Annotated in this window: 15 protein-coding genes and 1 pseudogene; 1 reads left to right on the top strand and 15 read right to left on the bottom strand. The window is 31.5% G+C overall.

Features of this window, described 5'->3' with window-relative positions:
• Nucleotides 1-76: 76 nt before the first annotated feature.
• Nucleotides 77-490, top strand: a pseudogene (locus tag M3175_RS15790) (ATP-binding protein); the annotation flags it as partial.
• Between the two features lie 898 nt (nucleotides 491-1,388).
• On the opposite strand, the gene M3175_RS15785 reads toward M3175_RS15790, so the two are convergent.
• The 15 genes from M3175_RS15785 to M3175_RS15720 all read right to left on the bottom strand — a co-directional run bounded on the left by M3175_RS15785 (nucleotide 1,389) and on the right by M3175_RS15720 (nucleotide 18,342).
• Entirely contained in the window at nucleotides 1,389-2,855 is a 1,467-nt protein-coding gene (locus M3175_RS15785) for a flippase (RefSeq protein ID WP_251520835.1), read from the bottom strand.
• A 43-nt stretch (nucleotides 2,856-2,898) separates the two neighbouring features.
• Nucleotides 2,899-3,774: a glycosyltransferase family 2 protein gene (locus M3175_RS15780; RefSeq protein ID WP_251520833.1), complete on the bottom strand. Its 876-nt coding sequence runs from the start codon at nucleotides 3,772-3,774 to the stop codon at nucleotides 2,899-2,901.
• Between the two features lie 57 nt (nucleotides 3,775-3,831).
• Nucleotides 3,832-5,031: a glycosyltransferase family 4 protein gene (locus M3175_RS15775; RefSeq protein WP_251520830.1), complete on the bottom strand. Its 1,200-nt coding sequence runs from the start codon at nucleotides 5,029-5,031 to the stop codon at nucleotides 3,832-3,834.
• Nucleotides 5,032-5,112: 81 nt separating this feature from the next.
• Complete coding sequence (locus M3175_RS15770; RefSeq protein ID WP_251520827.1) at nucleotides 5,113-6,027, bottom strand: beta-1,6-N-acetylglucosaminyltransferase; 915 nt, start codon at nucleotides 6,025-6,027, stop codon at nucleotides 5,113-5,115.
• Between the two features lie 57 nt (nucleotides 6,028-6,084).
• Nucleotides 6,085-7,284, bottom strand: coding sequence for an O-antigen ligase family protein (locus tag M3175_RS15765; RefSeq protein WP_251520825.1), 1,200 nt, complete (start codon nucleotides 7,282-7,284; stop codon nucleotides 6,085-6,087).
• A 1,140-nt stretch (nucleotides 7,285-8,424) separates the two neighbouring features.
• Nucleotides 8,425-9,639 carry a glycosyltransferase gene (locus M3175_RS15760; protein WP_251520823.1) on the bottom strand — a complete coding sequence of 405 codons (1,215 nt, stop codon included), beginning with the start codon at nucleotides 9,637-9,639 and terminating at the stop codon, nucleotides 8,425-8,427.
• Between the two features lie 38 nt (nucleotides 9,640-9,677).
• Nucleotides 9,678-10,883 carry a glycosyltransferase family 4 protein gene (locus tag M3175_RS15755; RefSeq protein ID WP_251520821.1) on the bottom strand — a complete coding sequence of 402 codons (1,206 nt, stop codon included), beginning with the start codon at nucleotides 10,881-10,883 and terminating at the stop codon, nucleotides 9,678-9,680.
• On the bottom strand, nucleotides 10,880-12,010 hold the full coding sequence (gene wecB, locus M3175_RS15750; RefSeq protein ID WP_251520819.1) for a non-hydrolyzing UDP-N-acetylglucosamine 2-epimerase: 1,131 nt from the start codon (nucleotides 12,008-12,010) through the stop codon (nucleotides 10,880-10,882). Before wecB ends, M3175_RS15755 begins: the two co-directional genes overlap by 4 nt.
• A gap of 3 nt (nucleotides 12,011-12,013) precedes the next feature.
• Nucleotides 12,014-13,123 carry a capsular polysaccharide biosynthesis protein CapF gene (locus M3175_RS15745; RefSeq protein ID WP_251520817.1) on the bottom strand — a complete coding sequence of 370 codons (1,110 nt, stop codon included), beginning with the start codon at nucleotides 13,121-13,123 and terminating at the stop codon, nucleotides 12,014-12,016.
• Nucleotides 13,123-14,142, bottom strand: a complete 1,020-nt coding sequence (locus M3175_RS15740) for a polysaccharide biosynthesis protein (protein WP_251520815.1) — start codon at nucleotides 14,140-14,142, stop codon at nucleotides 13,123-13,125. The genes M3175_RS15745 and M3175_RS15740 overlap by 1 nt, the downstream gene beginning before the upstream one ends.
• 1 nt (nucleotide 14,143) lies before the next feature.
• Nucleotides 14,144-15,334: a glycosyltransferase family 4 protein gene (locus M3175_RS15735; RefSeq protein WP_251520813.1), complete on the bottom strand. Its 1,191-nt coding sequence runs from the start codon at nucleotides 15,332-15,334 to the stop codon at nucleotides 14,144-14,146.
• A 55-nt stretch (nucleotides 15,335-15,389) separates the two neighbouring features.
• A complete protein-coding gene (locus M3175_RS15730; RefSeq protein WP_251520809.1) occupies nucleotides 15,390-16,010 on the bottom strand; it encodes a sugar transferase in 621 nt (206 codons plus the stop codon).
• Nucleotides 16,011-16,139: 129 nt separating this feature from the next.
• Nucleotides 16,140-16,280, bottom strand: a complete 141-nt coding sequence (locus M3175_RS15725; protein WP_251520806.1) for a hypothetical protein — start codon at nucleotides 16,278-16,280, stop codon at nucleotides 16,140-16,142.
• Nucleotides 16,281-16,354: 74 nt separating this feature from the next.
• Nucleotides 16,355-16,483, bottom strand: coding sequence for a hypothetical protein (locus M3175_RS24935; protein ID WP_285852302.1), 129 nt, complete (start codon nucleotides 16,481-16,483; stop codon nucleotides 16,355-16,357).
• A 38-nt stretch (nucleotides 16,484-16,521) separates the two neighbouring features.
• The gene (locus M3175_RS15720; RefSeq protein WP_251520803.1) at nucleotides 16,522-18,342 is read right to left on the bottom strand and encodes a polysaccharide biosynthesis protein; all 1,821 of its coding nucleotides are present in this window, start codon (nucleotides 18,340-18,342) and stop codon (nucleotides 16,522-16,524) included.
• Between the last annotated feature and the right edge of the window lie 45 nt (nucleotides 18,343-18,387).

The raw sequence follows: 18,387 nt of genomic DNA, 5'->3' as shown, positions 1-18,387 counted from the left end.
TGTTACGCCTAATTACTAATATCTTTCCATAAACAAAAACTTTCGATAATTGCCTTTATGCAAAGCTTTTCATAAGGGTAAGTCCCATTTAGCAACAGGATTAGGAAGAAAAGCATGTGAAGTGGGATATGAGGTGAGATTCTTTCGTGTTTCTTTCCTCATTGAACAATTAGAACAGGCGTTAAAACAGGATAAACTGGCCACCTTTAGAAAAAGGTTTGAAAAGGTAGATCTAATTATTTTGGACGAAATGGGCTATCTACCTTTCAGTAAGGAAGGATCAGAACTATTGTTTCAACTAATAGCAGAATGGTATGAACAGAAAAGCTTAATAATTACTTCAAATCTTGAATTTAGTCAATGGAACCGCATATTTATTGACTCAAGATTAACAGCTGCCTTGGTAGATCGTTTGATCCACCACGCACACGTCTTAACGTTTAATGGTGGAAGTTATAGGCTATCAAACGCATTGTCTAAGGCTAGATAGTTATTGAAATTGGGTGGCAAAACTCTGCAAAAAGTCTTGCGCAACTCTGCATTTTTTTCTTGCAAAATACAACTGTTGTATTACCATATACCATATCCCACTTATCCACCTTTTCTCAATCCTCCATTGATGTATGAATAAATTCATAGACATCTTACAATGGAAGAGGCTTATATATTACTGGTACATTTGAGTAACTAAGTGTTTTATCTTTTCTAGCAAAAACTATCTACTCTAGTCTAGCAGTCACACATGGATTGGTCATTGTATCGTTCAAGCATTCCACATCAAATTTCTTGGCACGTTGAACGACATCTGAAACTGTATTCCTTGAATGTCCAGTGCTAGAACTAATAGTTCTTTAACTGATTCCTTCAATACAGTTCCAGAATATTTCGACAATTTACCACAGAAAAACTCCTGTATAATTGTGTCATGCCTGCTGGCATGCAACATAATTATACAAGCGGCTTTTCTGGATCCTATTTATAGTGGCTTTCCATTCCGTAAAGGGTGGTGGCTCTTTTCTCCGCAATGGCTGGATCAAAATTCCGCATAAATGGCTCAATTCAACAGCAATAATATTCAAACCTCTTTTAATAGGAAGACAATATATCCTGTTTCAATACCAGTTCTAGTTGTTGGATGAGAAGAGACACACTATTATTCTCAACTCATATCCTATTTCACATTCTTTCTTCATCGTAAAAATCCTTAGAATCAAAAGACGCCTCCCCAATGTATAACTTCGACAACTGTTATACCTTGGGGAGGCGTCCAATAAAAACAACTATATTATTGTATAAAGACACATACTTTCCGAAACACCATTAGGTTAATTAGTTAGGGTTGACCCAACATTTAATCAGATGCGACACTTTTAAATTTTTTTATAAATTCAATATATCCGTTGTTTACTTTTTTTCATGAATAACCTATAGATTATTTGAAATAATTCAAGTACGAGTTCATTCTTAAATAATTTCAAAGTTGTTAGATATATAGCACAACCAAATATTGTAGTTAGGATAACATGCAAAAAAATGTTGTCAGTTATAAGTATAACCATAGTATAAATAAAGATTATACTTAAACTTGATAATAAAAACTGTTGAATTCCATTAAATAATCTTCTAATATTAATTAATTTTCTCCCTAAATATAATCCCATAATGAATACACTTATTTCTGCTAATACTGTAGTAAGCGCTGCACCATTTTGGGCATATACTGGTATCACAATTACATTTAATATTAAGTTAATCACACATCCTACTAAAACTGCATATAATGAAAATTTCTCCTTATTGTGAGGCATAAAAACTTGATAGGCAATTAAACCATTTAATGGTGCAAATAAAACATTTACGCTTAAGATTTTCATAGTTAAACTAGCATCTTTAAATTCATTTCCGCTAAACATTAGAATTAATGGTTCACTTAATAAATATAAACCAAATGTTGCTGGTATTGCTAACAATAAAATAAAGTTACTAGTCTTATATAATAGTTTTTCAAAACCATCCTTATTATTATTTTGTATATAATAGGTTAATCTTGCAAGAATGACGGTACTTAATGAAGAAATTAAGACTATTACTAATCTATTTATTTTTACTGCAGCTGAATAAAGTCCCACACTTGTCTCGTCTTTCATAAAGCCTAGCATAGTTATATCAAAGTTTAAGTACATACTCGATGCGACACTCATTCCGAAAATAATTAATATTGGCTTTAAGTGTCTTTTAAAATTGTATTTTTTGTAGCCAAAAAACTTTACATATTTACGAGCATGTATTAAATACAAAATATTAGAGCCTACACTTGAAAAAACAGTTATTAGTCCGTATTGAATAAAATCTCCTCTATCCCTCACGAAGATAAATAACATGATTAAAGATAATACTTGAAATATTATTGATTGTAATGTTATACGTTTGTAATCTTCTACAATTTGATATAGCCATGATACCCCTATTATACTAAACGGAATTGAGAAACCGAAAACAATTAATAATTCTCTATAGTTGGTGAATTCAGGGAAATAAAAAAGACTTATATAGGCTATAAGTGCAATTGTTGATGATATTATCCCAATTAATAAAATTTCTGTAGCAAACTTTCCTAATTTCTCTTTCTCGTCTCTTATTTTTGCGCCTTCTCTAATAGCATAAGTGGGAATACCAAGAAGAGCAAACATAACAAAAAAGGCACTGACAGACGATATATAGTTTACCTTTCCTAATCCGTCAGTACCCAATATTCTTGAAACATACGGAAAGGATATTAAGGGAAATATAATAGTAAGTAATATTCTTGCTAAATTCCAAATGAAATTTCCCTTTACTGATTTATTTATAGTCATAATATTTATGATTCTCCATACTACTGAATAATATAATTAAATTTTAAATACTTCTTGAGGGTTGTCGATCCTTTAACATTAATTTTAAAAATACAAGTGATGATTTTAAACTATGTTTTATTGAAAAAATATCTTTTCTACGCCTTGTCTTATTGTATGCCATTGTGGATATACCTTCTTTATGAAGAAGTGTGATTTCTGGTGTATACATTAACAGTAAATTATCACGATCTGCTATATATTTTAAAATATCTTCCTCGAAGTAAAGAAATGTTTTATTATATAGCCCCTCATAATTATTAAAATATGATTTTGATAGAATAAAACAACTGCCTTGTAATTGCACATTTAATAAATCTTTATTCCCAGCTTTATTATCCTTAACTTTCTTCTGTCTATTTGACAATAACCTTTTTAAAAGAAAATCAATATAAAAATAACATTTAAATAAATCTTTCAACTGGATAAATATTATTCTAATTAAGTCTTTTACTCCTTTTATTTTATGTTTCATAGGGTTAGCATGGTGCTTTCCATCTATTGATACTATATCTGGCCCTAGTACATGGAAATTATATTGAATAAATTTTTCGTTTATAACTTCTACCCAATTGGAACTAATTATTTCTGTATCGTTATTCAGTAAGACTATAAAATCACATTGGAAATTATTCTTAGCAAAGGATATTCCAGTATTTAAACCTCTTGCAAATCCTAAATTCTGTTCACTTTGCAATACTACTACATTTTTATCCTCTTTATAATGCTCTATTAAGATTTGCCCGCTTCTATTAGGAGAGCCATTATCCACTATAACAACTTTGAATTGATTTTTATCAATATTTTTGTAAATAGAACTTACACAATCTAGAGTAATATCTATAGTTTGATAATGTAATATGACAAAAGCAATATTCAAACTTCACACCTCAATCTTTGTATTGATTAACATTGAATAAATTGGCATTACCAATTATTAATTTGAATTAGAAATTATCCTTAAAAATTCTTGATAATAATTTTCTTTATTAAATTTTTCAAGAGTATTGACTCTATCATAACCACTGTTTCCCATCTTTACTCTTAATTCGTCATTCATAAGAAGTAGTTCCATTGCTTTAGCAAGGTTTTCTACAATATTTTCTTGTTTTTCAACAATTACTGCACACTCTTTATCAACAACTTCTAGTAGCCCTCCAGAATTAGTTGCAATTAATGGGACTTTCATTGCCATAGCTTCTAATCCTACCATACAAAAAGCCTCTTGAACCAATGAAGGGATTACTACAACATCTGCCAGAGCATAGACCTCAGGCATATATTCAGGATGTATATATCCGGTAAAAATTATTCTGTTTATTAAAGAGCTTGACAGAGTCTTAATTTCATCTAGATATGAATCACTAGTTTTTAATGTAGACCACGGACTACCAACTATCATTATCTTTGCATTATTAATATATTCTATTTTTTTAAATGCTAAAATAAGCTCCTTAACTCCTTTATCGGCTGAAATTCTCCCTGAGTACATAATAATTTTATCTTTACTATTAATATTATATTTTCTCTTTAATACTTCTGTTTTTGTTAATCTATTAAGATCATAAAGCTTTAAATCAATACTATTATACAATACATTTGTTATGTTATTCACATACACACTATTCACTCTATCTTTTAAATAATCGCTTACTGTAATTATTTTTACAGCAGTATTAGCAATTAATTTTACTAGATGCTCTGGCTTCGAATTACTACCTATATCATTATGCAAATGAAAAATTAAATTATTTTTATAATTAGTTCTTTTGTAAATATCAGCATAAAGAGTCATATTATTTTCTATAATAACTAGGTCGTATCCCGACTTTAAATATTTATTAATTAAGATATCACCAAAAACAATATGATACTCGTTTTTTCTTAGTAATACCTTCGCAAAGATATATTGAACTCTTCGGCGTATCTTTGCTAACTTTGATACAGGTACCTGTATCACATTAGTGTGCTTATATTTAATGTTTGTCAAGTTATCTGTTGCTATTGTATATATATCAAATTTATTAATCCCTAATTCTTCATTTTGGTCAATTAAATTTGTTATTAATGTTTCAATTGCTCCACCATGAACGGCTGGGACTGGAAGAAACCCAGGTGTTATAATTGCTATATTCATATTTACTCCTTAAATTTATCTATTATTTAATTTAAGTTATCTACTTTTATACTCACCTTTAAATTTCTATGATATAAGCAATTAGAAATAATTATCATTTTTGTTTTGGTGCACCTTATCAATTTTTTCAAGTAAATCTCTAGATATTATCGAATTAACCTTTCTACAAAATAATTCATCTCGCTCCATTAAGGTTTGAAAGTCATATTCAGAGAAAATTTTTATATTTTTGGGGTATTCAAAGTAATGTATGTTTCTCCAGTTAACCAACCCTCTTTTCTCGTTTTCTGGTCCTCCCATGGATGTAGAAGTACTGAACTTAGAATTAAAAACTATAGTAGTAAAGTATAACTCATCTACTGGAAAAGAATGTTTAAAATATCTATTGAATTTTTTATTTTCATTGTGAAATTTAATTATATACTTTATACATTCACTTGTTAGCGCCCATTGAGCACTTCCCCAATAGACGTCAAAAATTCTACCATCCTTTATATATCCACTTCTAACTTTTAAATCAACCATATAATTTAATTTATTAATTACTTTTTTAATTGGATTTATTTTCTCATAAAACAAGTAATACTTGCATCTACTATAAAAATACTTATCAGTGGACTTACTTATATTACACCCCCTAATAAACTCTTTATTTTTATTTTCCATAAAAAAGTTATAGATTTCTTTATTAGTTTTAAGTGGATAATCTAGCCCTTGCAACAATACATATCTATCATAATCATACCTCTGATTAGCTGAATTAATAAGGGACATTGTTGCTTTAACAGCACTATATCCTCCCCAACTTACCTCGTATCTCTCTTCTACAAATGTAACTGATTTGTTATCTCCAACTTTTTGTTTAAAGTTTGAAATATCAACCTTTAAATCAACATGTATATAAACATCAAAAAACTCAAATTCTGTAATTTTTTTGACTAATCTTGATATGTGCTCTTCATCATTATGACATAAAATTAAATATGCAACTTTCATTGTTCCCTCCATTTTCAGGGGTTTATCATAAATAAAATCAAAGTAATCAAACAGATTTTAATAATCCTCATATTCACTCTTAAAATACTGTCCTAATAAAAACCAAACCATAAGTTGACTTACCCCAGGTCCAAATGGATAAGTATACTCAAAAAGGCTGACAATTAAAGAAACTAGAATTACCCATAGTGGAAGAGAAAATCTCACTCTTTCTTTAAAAGAAAAAATAGATTTTAGAGTAAAATACCAAAGGTATAGATACAAAAAAATAAAAGGTAACGAACCAAAAATTCCATATTCAACCCATTTATTTAGAATGAAATTGTGTGGAGTATAGTAGGTAAATTCCGTTCCTCCTATTTCTCCTAGAATAGGATTATTGAGAGCAAAACTATAAGCTTGCTTATAAACTTCTGTTCTCTGAGCACTAAGTGAATTAATATTAGAAATATCATAGTTAAGAGTCATAGATTTCCAAAAAGCTTCTATTATACTGTCAAATGCACCAAATGTAATTAGTAGGATCATTCCAATCAAAAATGATTGAAAGATTATTAAGTTCTTTAATGTTCTTTTTATTTTATACTCACTAATAAGAAATAATAATAGTGTAATTACAATAGCTACAATACTTGCTCTATTCCTAACTACTAAAATTGTCGATAATAATACAACAAACAAACCAATCTTCAACAATAAATAACTATACTTAAAATCCAATATTCTTTTGTTTAGTATCCATATACCCATAATAATTGAAGAAATACCGAATATAGGCCCTATTTGATTTTTACTTGGTATCATATACCTAGCAGAAATCTGGTAGCCCCCATTGTAATAAAATATAGAAGTAACCCCTAAGATTGCAGCTAATATGATATACCAAATTAAGAATTTACTTAATTGCCTACTATTAAATTTTGTATTTAATGAGCAAAGTAGTATCCCGAACGGAATTATATATTCAAACATAATCATATTAATATTCCGAGAGATAATTAAAGCTAAAAAAAGCAAAAAGCTGTATAAAATGGTTATTATAAAAAACTGAACAACCCGGAGATTTAAAAAGCGGTTAATCGAAAAAAGAGAAATAAAACTAAAAAATCCAAAGGTTATATATAAGACCACTCTTATTTCCGAATAAAACATTTCCCTTAATACCGGCATTTGTTGAATTATAGTTAGACTAGCAAGAAGCACCATTAATATTCTTTTAGTTTGTTCATTTCTACTTAATTTATAATCACGGGTCATATAAATCATCCTCTAATTATCTACTGTTACGATTAAATGTATCTCTTAGTTTGTGGAAAACTATTACAATGTAGCAAATCTATTGATATAACATTATGAATTATTCCCCACTAAATATATCTCTTGTATAACCTTTTCAAAATATCTTTAACATAATTAGATATTTTATTTACTACAAAAAAATCACTCATTTTCCTTGATTCTTAAAGGTCCTTAATTCCCTAAAGTTATTAAATGAATTAGATTCGGGATTTGGTTATAACGCTGAAATGATTATATTTAAGAAGCCAAAACACTTGTATATACAGGTTAACTATTGGAAAGAAATCTGATAATCTTAGGTATTCTTCAGTACAAAGTTTTATAAAGAGATTTAAGGCAAAAGGGTTCCATTCTAGTTCTGTTAGCATCTTCTACAACTGCAATTATGTTGTTTAGAGCATCGTTATAGTTTGCAATTAATCGCTTTGTATCTTTAGGTAGGTAGTAACACCATATCCAAAAGAAGGATTATAAAAATATAATAATTTCAATTCTGAGACTTAGCACTAACCCTCTTAGCTTAGAATAAGTATCAGTTTATTAAAAAGCTCCTCTCTTTGCTAAATAAGTATTAGCAAAGGCTACCTCTACTAATAAGTTAGGAAATCTCTTAGCTCTATCTGATTGCTCTCCTAGAGTTATTCTAGGTGGGTAAAGGTTATCATACTAGGCTTTCCCTTTCCTAAAGATTTTTGGAGAAAATAATATTACTTGTAATAAATTTTTCTTTAACTTTTTCTCTGTACCCTACTGGAACAGTTGACTTAATTATCTTTATTACATCTGGGTATAGAGATAATATATTAACTAGTATACTTTCAATAGCTTTTGTACTGGAATTATTATCCAACTGATAATAATCAGTTGGAGTAGCCATTAGAATTTATTCCGCATCCTTAAACGCCTTTTGTGAATCAGTTATTGGTATTTAGTTTAACTCTTTGTTAGCAAATACTCCTCAATTTCTGCATCTATAAATAGGAGACCTCTTAACATCTATAGCTATAAATTCATTATGCGGAACTAGTAAAACAACATTTGACAAACCTACATATCCGATTCGTACTATTGTAATTTAATAATATAACACCTATTTATTTACATTCTATTAATTACTCTAAAATTCAAATAGTTATCATCCGAGTATTCAACTGACATAAACTTCTTATGTGTTTCTTTAGCTCGTAAGTCTTTAGTATATTCTATACTTTCAAATGCAATATTTTCATACGATAGTAAATTACAAAGATTAAATGCATTTTGCTTAAACTTTTCTAACAGATGCTTATTTTCAATGAGAATAAGCAGTTTCTCATATATCTCCCTTATTGAACCCTCATATAAAAATAGGCCAGTTCTATCAATTAAATGACTTGTGCTTCCATAGTATCTTAATAACAATGGTAGACCTACAGCAACACAATCTTCTAAAAGAGTTGTATGCTGCGTATTCCAAATACCAATATCACTATGTTTTAACAATGCTAGAGTGTCTTTCCTATCTAACCAACCAATGAATTGTATTCGACTGTCCGTTTTTATCAAAGTTTCTACCTTTTTATCTTGTATATCGCCAAATAAAACCAGTCTAATATTTGGATTATTAACTCTTTTAAAAGCTAAAATAATTCGATCAATTTGCTTTTCAGGTGTGATTTTCCCACCATGTGTTACAATTATACAATTTTTATCGATATCATATTTTTCCAGAAGCTTTTCTTTAGTTATTGTCACGTCTGCATTATCCACGTCTGCTCCTATAGGTAACAGTTTAATTTTATCAACTCTAACTCCTAGTTCTTCTTCTAAAAATAAGCACCGTGAAGGTGTTACTCCAAAATAGATATCTATAAACTTATCATGTTTAGAAATAATGTACTTCCAAAATAAATTATAGTAAAACAACTTCCATAATTTATTTCTACCTGAAATATTTAGATCTGCATGATTATCAACTGCGATAAATACATGTGGGTTATTTTGTTTATATCTACTCACAGTTTTTATTGAAGGTGAGGTGACTGAATGGTGAAAGATATAATCTGGCTTTTCATCGTCTAAAATTTTATATAGATCATCAAAAATAACAAATCTTCTCTTAAATTCACCTTTTATTTTTTTCCTTTTAACTATAAAACCATTTTCTTCAAATTCCGCTTCTTTTTTTACTCGACTGTCATTATTAAAACCATCGGACCTTGTAGATGTAATTAAAACTACTTCATGTCCTAGTTTCTTTTGATAATATGGTAGGATATTTTCTTGGTAGCCCATTTTTTCATTATAATATTGTTGAATATGCAAAATTTTCATTTAACTGTTCCTACTTCCAAGCAAAATGATGGGTGTATTTAATCTACTAACTCTTTGTATAGTTTCATATATTCCAGATAACGATCATTTTTATTAAAAAATTCTTTGGCTCTTTTCATGCAGCTATCTGAATAAAACTCTTTTCCTACTTTTTTTATTTTTTGTATCCCATTCTCTAATTTTCTTACATCTCCCTTTTCAGTTATTATTCCTGTATCAGTGTCAATACTTTCAACACTTCCACCTGTATTAAAGGTAATGACTGGAATACCACATGCCAATGCCTCTAGATTTGTTGTTGGAAAATTGTCCTCTAATGTAGGATTAACAAATACATCAGATGCAGAGTAAATTTGAACCAATTCTTTAACATTATTAGTTCTTGATATCCCAATAATATTTTTAGGGAGTCCCTCTATTTGCTTTTCTGTTAGTCCTACTAGAACTATTACTTCATCTTTTTTAAGGTTATTTGATAATTCATAAAAATAGCGCAGCCCTTTTCTTCTATCCCAAGCACTTGCTACTCCTAAAATTACATATTTATCTTCTATGTTAAACTTCTTTCTAAAATCACTTTTTTCTACCTTAAATGTTTCAGTGTCGATTCCATTATTAATTACTTTTATTGGATATTGACCCAAAAGAGATTCTTTAACCAAACTCGCTAACCATTTTGACGGTGTAACTATTGTTAAATCTTTTACCCCTGTAAAAATTTCTTTCTTATTTAAATAATTGCGTTTTGAATTATCTAAAAATAAACTAGAAGGATAAGAATTTTTTTCTGGACAACTATTACACTGAGTTTTCCATTTATCGCATCCTATAAAGTCAAAATATGCACAATGACCTGTAAAAGGCCAACAATCATGAAGTGTCCAAATTACTCGTTTGTTTGCTTTTTTTAAATAGTTAAATAAAATTTTAACATTAATATAATAGCCGTGAATGTTATGCAAATGGATTAGATCAGGATTTATATTCTCAATACTTTTAATAAATTCTCGCGTAGCCTTACTTGACCCAAACCCATGATTATCAAATACCCTTGTTGAGGCTACATGTAAATAATTTTCATATCTACTACCTATTTTAATTAGATTATCAATATTTTCGGTAGATTTTCTACCATATGCTATATAGCTTTCATGACCGTGATCAACTAGTATATTGTGAATGTCTGATGTAATTCTCCCGGTACTCCCAACTCCAGATACCGAGTTTATCTGCAATACTTTCACAAGTTGCTCCCCCAAACAACTCTATTGATATAGTCTGTATAAGACAATATAATCCTCAATACTTTATCTGACACATTAGGCATGCTATAGTCTGTAACTATCCTTAAATCTCCTTCTTCTTGATTTTCTAAAACTTTAAGCCCCTGAAGGATCCGTTCTTTATTTAATCCCACCATCATAACTGATGCCTCTTCCATTGCCTCTGGTCTCTCATGAGCTTGTCTTATATTAAGGGCTCTAAAACCTAAAATAGAAGACTCTTCACTTATCGTTCCACTATCGCTTAAAACTGCTTTAGCTTTAATTTGAAGTTTTACATAATCATTAAATCCTAACGGTTTTAATGCCTTAACTAAAGGGTGAAAGTCTATTCCCTTATAATTAATCATGTTTCTAGTTCTAGGATGCGTACTAATAATAACAGGTAAATTATATTTATCTGCAATAGCATTTAAGCTATCAACTAAATCAAGAAAATTAGTCTCTGAACTGATATTTTCTTCTCTGTGAGCCGAAACTACAAAATATTTACCTTCTGCAAGTTCCAATCTTTCTAATACATCCGAATTCTCAATATCTGCTTTTCTTGAATTGAGTACTTCAAACATAGGGCTTCCAGTTTTAATAACTCTATCAGCAGGTAATCCTTCCCTTAACAAATACTCTCTGGCAATATCACTATACGTTAAATTGATATCAGCAATGTGATCAACTATCTTTCTATTTGTTTCTTCTGGTACCCTTTGATCAAAACATCTATTTCCTGCTTCCATATGAAAAATTGGAATATGCCTTCTCTTCGCTGCAATTGCACATAAGCAACTATTTGTATCTCCCAAGACTAAAAAAGCATCTGGTTTTACTTGTTCCATAATAGGATCTATTCTAACGAGGATATTTCCAATAGTTTCAACTGCAGTACCAGTTGCTGCATTAAGGAAGTAATCCGGTTTTCTTAATTTAAAATCATTAAAAAACACTTCATTTAATTCATAATCATAATTTTGCCCTGTATGGACAAGTATCTGTTCTATCGCATTTGACTCTTCTAATTTATTAATTACAGCTGACAATCTAATAATCTCTGGTCGAGTCCCAACTACTGTCATAACTTTTAACTTCTTCATTTGTTAAACCTCCTGGTAATAAGTATCAGGCTTCTTCGGATCAAATTGTTCATTAGCCCACATAACGGTTACCATATCAATTTCTCCAAGATTCTCTATATTGTGTGTATATCCAGTGGGGATATCAACTACTTCTAATTTTTCCCCACTGACAAAATATTCAATAACTTTATCAGACCCAATTTTTCTAAACCGGATAACCCCATGTCCGCTAACGACCAGGAACTTTTCATTCTTTGTATGATGCCAATGGTTCCCCTTTGTAATGCCAGGTTTAGAAATGTTAACTGAAACTTGCCCTCTATCTGGAGTCTTAATAAACTCTGAAAATGAACCTCTAGTATCTACATTCATTTTCAGATCGTAACTGAATTGATCTTCTGGCAAGTAACTCAAATAAGTACTATATAGCTTTTTCGAAAAAGAATTAGACATATTAGGAATTGAACGCTCTTCACGACTTTGTTTAAAAGAATAAATCAGATCAACAATTTCACCTAGAGTAATAGTGTGTTCTACTGGAACCTCACAAAACTCACCAACTGAATTTTCATTTCCTATTAGAGCATTAATAAGCTCTTCAATAACATCATCAATATAAACTAATTTCATAATAACGTTCGGATCGTTCACAGTGATTGGTAAATCACTAGCTATATTATTGCAAAATGTAGCTACTGCACTATTATAGTTGGGTTTACACCATTTCCCAAAAACATTAGGAAAGCGATACACGAGTACTTTTGCTCCTGTTTGATTACAATATTGAAGAAGCAAATCTTCTCCAGCTTTTTTACTGATCCCATATGGATTGTCTTGCTCTGCTTGGATGGATGAGGAAATCATCACCGGACAAGTGTTGTGATGCTTTTTTAGTGTTTCTAATAGTGTCGACGTAAAACCATAGTTTCCATCCATAAATTCAGATTGATCCTTTGGCCGATTTACCCCAGCAAGATGAAATACAAAATCTGCTTCTTTACAATATTCATTAAACAAGGAAGGATCTGTATCCCTGCTATGTTCAAAGATATCTGTATAGTTTCTATTTCTTAACTCTGCGATGAGATTTTTCCCAATAAACCCTTCTGAGCCGGTTACTAATATCTTCATTATTGGTTCCAACCTTTCAATTCTTCACGAACATAGTCAAGCATTAAAAGTTTATCTTTAATTGCCTCAATTTTTAGACGCTCAGTGTTATGAGAATTATATTCCTCTTCAGATGATAACTTATGGTCACCTTCAAAGAAGTATTTATCATAGTTTAAGTCTCTTTTATCTGCAGGTACCCTATAAAATCCACCTAAATCTTGTGCAACTACATGCTCTTCTCTTGTGAGCAATGTTTCGTATAACTTTTCACCATGACGAGTACCAATGACTTTTATTTCATTATCAACCACAAATAATTCCTTAAGTGCTTGTGCTAAGTCACCTATAGTTGAAGCTGGAGATTTTTGTACCATAATATCCCCTGCTTCAGCATTTTCGAAAGCAAATACTACTAGTTCTACAGCTTCCTCCAAACTCATCAAGAACCTTGTCATATTAGGGTCAGTTACAGTTAAGGGTTGTCCACTTTTGATTTGTTCGATAAATAATGGAATAACAGAACCTCTTGAAGCCATCACATTGCCATAACGAGTTCCACAAATTAATGTTCGGTCAGGATCTACAGTATTTGCTTTAGCTACAAATACCTTTTCCATCATTGCTTTAGAAATCCCCATTGCATTAATAGGATAAGCCGCTTTATCCGTTGACAGACATATCACTTTCTTTACACAACTTTCAATAGCAGCAGTTAGAACATTCTCTGTTCCTAATACATTAGTTTTAACAGCTTCTAAAGGAAAGAACTCACATGAAGGTACTTGCTTTAATGCTGCTGCATGGAAAATGAAATCTACGCCATGCATTGCGTTTTTCACACTTGCTAAGTCTCGTACATCACCTATATAGAACTTTAACTTATCATTTTTATAAAGCTTTCTCATATCATCTTGTTTTTTTTCATCTCGAGAAAAAATTCTAATTTCTTTTATATCTGTATCTAAAAATCTATCCATAACTGCATTACCGAAGGAACCAGTACCTCCAGTAATAAGTAGAGTTCTATCTTTAAACATTTTATTTTTCCCCCAAGTTAATTAAGTTGTCTTCTAACATTAACATGAACTTTTCCTTGCTATAGTTTTTAATGTAGTAGTCATATGAATTTTTTGCCATTGCTTCTTTTTTATCACTATTACAAAACTGTATAATTAAATTTGCTAATTCTTTATAGTTCTCTGCTGGACATGATAACCCGCACATCGCTTTATTTATAACTTGACTTGCCTCGCCATTAATCGCGCCAATTATTGGTTTGCTAGCTGCCATATAAGATTGAACTTTTCCAGGTAACGTGTAAGAAATGTTCTTATTATTCTTTAAGGTAATTAACATCGCATCTGCCAATCCGTAATATTGTGGCATCTCACTCACAGGCCTTCTCCCATAATATAAAATGTTTTCAAGACCTAATTCTTTACTTAGCAACTTACAATTTTCTAATTTTGATCCGTCTCCAACTATATGAAAAGTTATATCAGAACGATCTCTCAATTCATTTGCAGCTTTAACAATTGTATCGACACTTTGCATATCACCAATGTTTCCAGCAAATACAAAATTAAATTTATTTTCTTTTGTAACTTCAGCACTTTCAGAAAATAAATCTTCAGCATACTGTGGTAAATGAATAACATTATCTATGTTCATCCCAAGTGTGTTTTTATAATATTCTTTAAACATACTAGAGGTAACCGCAATAGTATCAGCTGAACTATAAATCCATTTAGATAGTTTTTTAAATACTTTATAAATTATTGAGTATTCTTTTATTCCACCTGCAGCCAAACTATCAGGCCATAGGTCAAGACAATATAGCAACATTTTTCTGTTATGCTTCTTCTTATAAAATATCCCCGGAATTCCCATCATTACTGGAGAAAGCTGATTAACAAATATAACATCAAACTTTTCTTTTAATAACAGCGCCTTAAACGACGCTGTTACAGAGAAACTAAGATAATTCAAGAAAAGTTGAAAATTACTGTTCCCTCGACCTATTTCAAAACACCTAATTACTTTTACACCGTTTATTACTTCATTTCTTTTCTGACCATATCGATAATCATCAAGTACTCTACCCTCTGGGTAATTAGGAAGACCTGTTAATACCGTAACTTCGTGACCCTTTTCAACAAGAGTTTCACATATATCTGAAATCCTAAAAGGTTCAGGATAGTAATATTGACAAACAACCAGTATATTCATATGTAGATGCCTCCGTGTTTCTATTAAACAAATACTTTATGTTTTCTCTTAAGCTTTAATTTTCTCTAGTACTCGCAATTTCTTTCTTATTTCCTGTACCACCTTCAACAACACCGTCACTCTTAATAACACTAACTACGGTTCCAAAGAAACATTTAACATCCATCCAAAGACCGACCCTTTCAACGTATTCTCCATCTAACTTCGCCTTTACCTCAATTGGAAGTTCATCTCTACCATTTATTTGTGCCCATCCAGTCAATCCAGGTGGAATATCATTAGCACCATATTTATCTCGTTCAGCAATAAGATCGTATTGGTTCCACAATGCCGGTCTTGGCCCAATAATACTCATTTGCCCAACAAAGATATTCCAAATCTGTGGTAACTCATCAAGTGAAGTTTTTCTCAAAAACTTCCCCATTTTAGTAATATACTGTTCTGGGTTTTCCAGCAAATGTGTAGGTGTATCCTTAGGAGTATGTATTCTCATAGTGCGGAACTTCAAGATGTTGAAGTGTGTCTTGTTGATACCAATACGCTTCTGCTTAAACAGAACCGGACCTCTTGAATCGATCTTAATAGCAATAATTAGAATTAAATAAATCGGTGCTAATACTATAAGCCCAATGAAAGAAAGAATGATATCTATCAATCTTTTAATTTTTATATACATGCTGAACCACCCTTAAAAAGTTATTTAGTAAGTTAGGACTTAATTGGAAACCATCCGTCTTTCCAACCAACTACTAAACCACTAAAATGTTATCTACTTTTCATAGTCACCTCGTAATATCTATTCAATCTAATTAACAATACGGTTTAGATATTCCCCTTTAACAATGGTTGCTATTTTTCCTAGTATAACTATGGTGATCAGTACCTCAAATAATCTAAATCCTTTTTCTTTCAACAAGTTCACGGTTGTCATGTTCTTAGAGGTCATATAAAAATACCTCCATGTAATAATAAAAATTAAGTTTTTATAATTAAAATATATTCAGGGCATCAAACCCCACCTCACACCATACCCATGACAACAAACGTGTCTAAGGTGTTTCCACCCACAACATAGCCGAGTGCCTCCATTGATAACGGTAAGGAGACATCACCAATGTATTTTTCATAAAAATATTCTAGATACACCACACCAACAAAGTCAGTATATCTAGAATAAAAGAATCACTCTAACTTACAAATACACTCTCTTGAACACTTTTCTTATTCGCCAATCCCAAAACATACTCCTGAATCTCCAAAGAAGTCATCTGAACAAACTTATTAATCAAATACTCCACTTCGTCATATCCATCCAAAACAGCTTTCCCAATAAAAATCTTTGGAAAAATCGCTTCACTATGAACCTCATTCTCGCCAAGAAGCTCTTCATACATCTTTTCTCCTGGGCGAATTCCTGAGTATTGAATACCGATTTCTTCTATTGTATAACCAGACAATTTGATGAGGTTCTTCGCTAGATCAACAATCTTAACTGGTTCACCCATATCAAGGACGAAGATTTCTCCCCCACGGGCAAGTGCACCTGCCTGCATAACAAGTCTTGAAGCTTCAGGAATCGTCATAAAGTAACGAGTCATATCTGGGTGAGTTACAGTCACCGGACCACCAGCTTGAATCTGCTTTTTAAATAAAGGAATGACACTTCCACGACTGCCAAGTACATTTCCAAATCGCACAGCCACAAACTTTGTCTTACTATTCTGAGCTAGGTGCTGTATAACCATTTCTGCAATCCGCTTCGTTGATCCCATCACATTCGTTGGGTTTACTGCTTTATCAGAAGATACAAGTACGAACGTTCCAACTGTGAAGGTATCTGCTGCTTCTGCTACGTTTTTTGTTCCAATGACATTGTTTTTCACAGATTCCTTTGGATTGTACTCCATCAACGGTACATGCTTATGCGCTGCTGCATGATACACCACATCTGGTCTGTGTAGTTCCATCACTTCAAAGATGCGATCCCGATCTTGAATATCCGCAATAATTGGAATGATTTCAAACTGATTTTTATATGTATTTCTTAGTTCCATATCAATCTGATAAATGGAGTTTTCACCATGTCCTAATAACAAAAGCTTCTTTGGCTGGAATTTACTCACTTGTCGGCAAAGCTCTGAACCTATGGATCCCCCAGCACCAGTTACTAGAATCGTATTACCTGTTATTTTTTTCGAAATGCTTTCCATATCCAGCTCGACTGGATCACGTCCAAGTAAGTCTTCCACTTCTACATCCCGGAATTGTTTTACAGACACTCGCCCGATCATAACATCTTCCACTTTAGGCATAATCACGGTTTTTGCCTTTGTCTTCGCACACTCCTGGAAGATCGAGTTCATTTCAATTTTATTAAGGGAAGGAATGGCAATAATAATTTTATCAATATTTAATTCTTCAACTGCTTCTTGAATATTCACTGATGTCCCAACAACAGGTATTCCATGAATATCTAGCTTTAAGAGGTGAGTATTGTCATCGATAAAAGCGACTGGAACAATTCCCGCATCCTGATTATTTAATAGTTGACGTGCAAGTAGAGTTCCAGCTGCCCCTGCTCCAACGATAAGTGCTCTTCTCTGCTCATTTTTTGGTTTTATGTAACGATCTCTATACACTCTCCATGAAAATCTCGAGCCACCGATCAGTAATACATGCATCATCCATGCAAGAGAAAGTGCTCTAACATAGATGTCTTGAAATAGTACTAACTGAACAAATGCAGCTGAAATCACTGCAAAGCTCACTGCTTTTACGATCGCTACCAATTCTCCAACACTCGCATACTGCCAGGCCTTTTGATATAAACGATAATATGATGCAAAAATATGATGGCTAACCAGTAAGGTAACGGAACTAATCAGTAAAGTCTTGTATGTAAAAACCTGGACTGTTGGATGAAGTATGATATAGCTTACATAGATGGCTGTTAACACGATGAGTGAGTCTAGCACGGTTAAAAACGTTAACCTTTTTTGAAAAGACAATCGTACCCTCCCCTTTCTTAATATTTACCCAAGCACCGCTTTAAA

Origin of the sequence: Robertmurraya korlensis (assembly GCF_023715225.1) — a bacterium.
Classification (GTDB): domain Bacteria; phylum Bacillota; class Bacilli; order Bacillales; family Cytobacillaceae; genus Robertmurraya_A.
The sequence above is the reverse complement of the archived record's forward strand: the minus strand, read 5'-3'. Positions and strand labels throughout refer to the sequence as shown.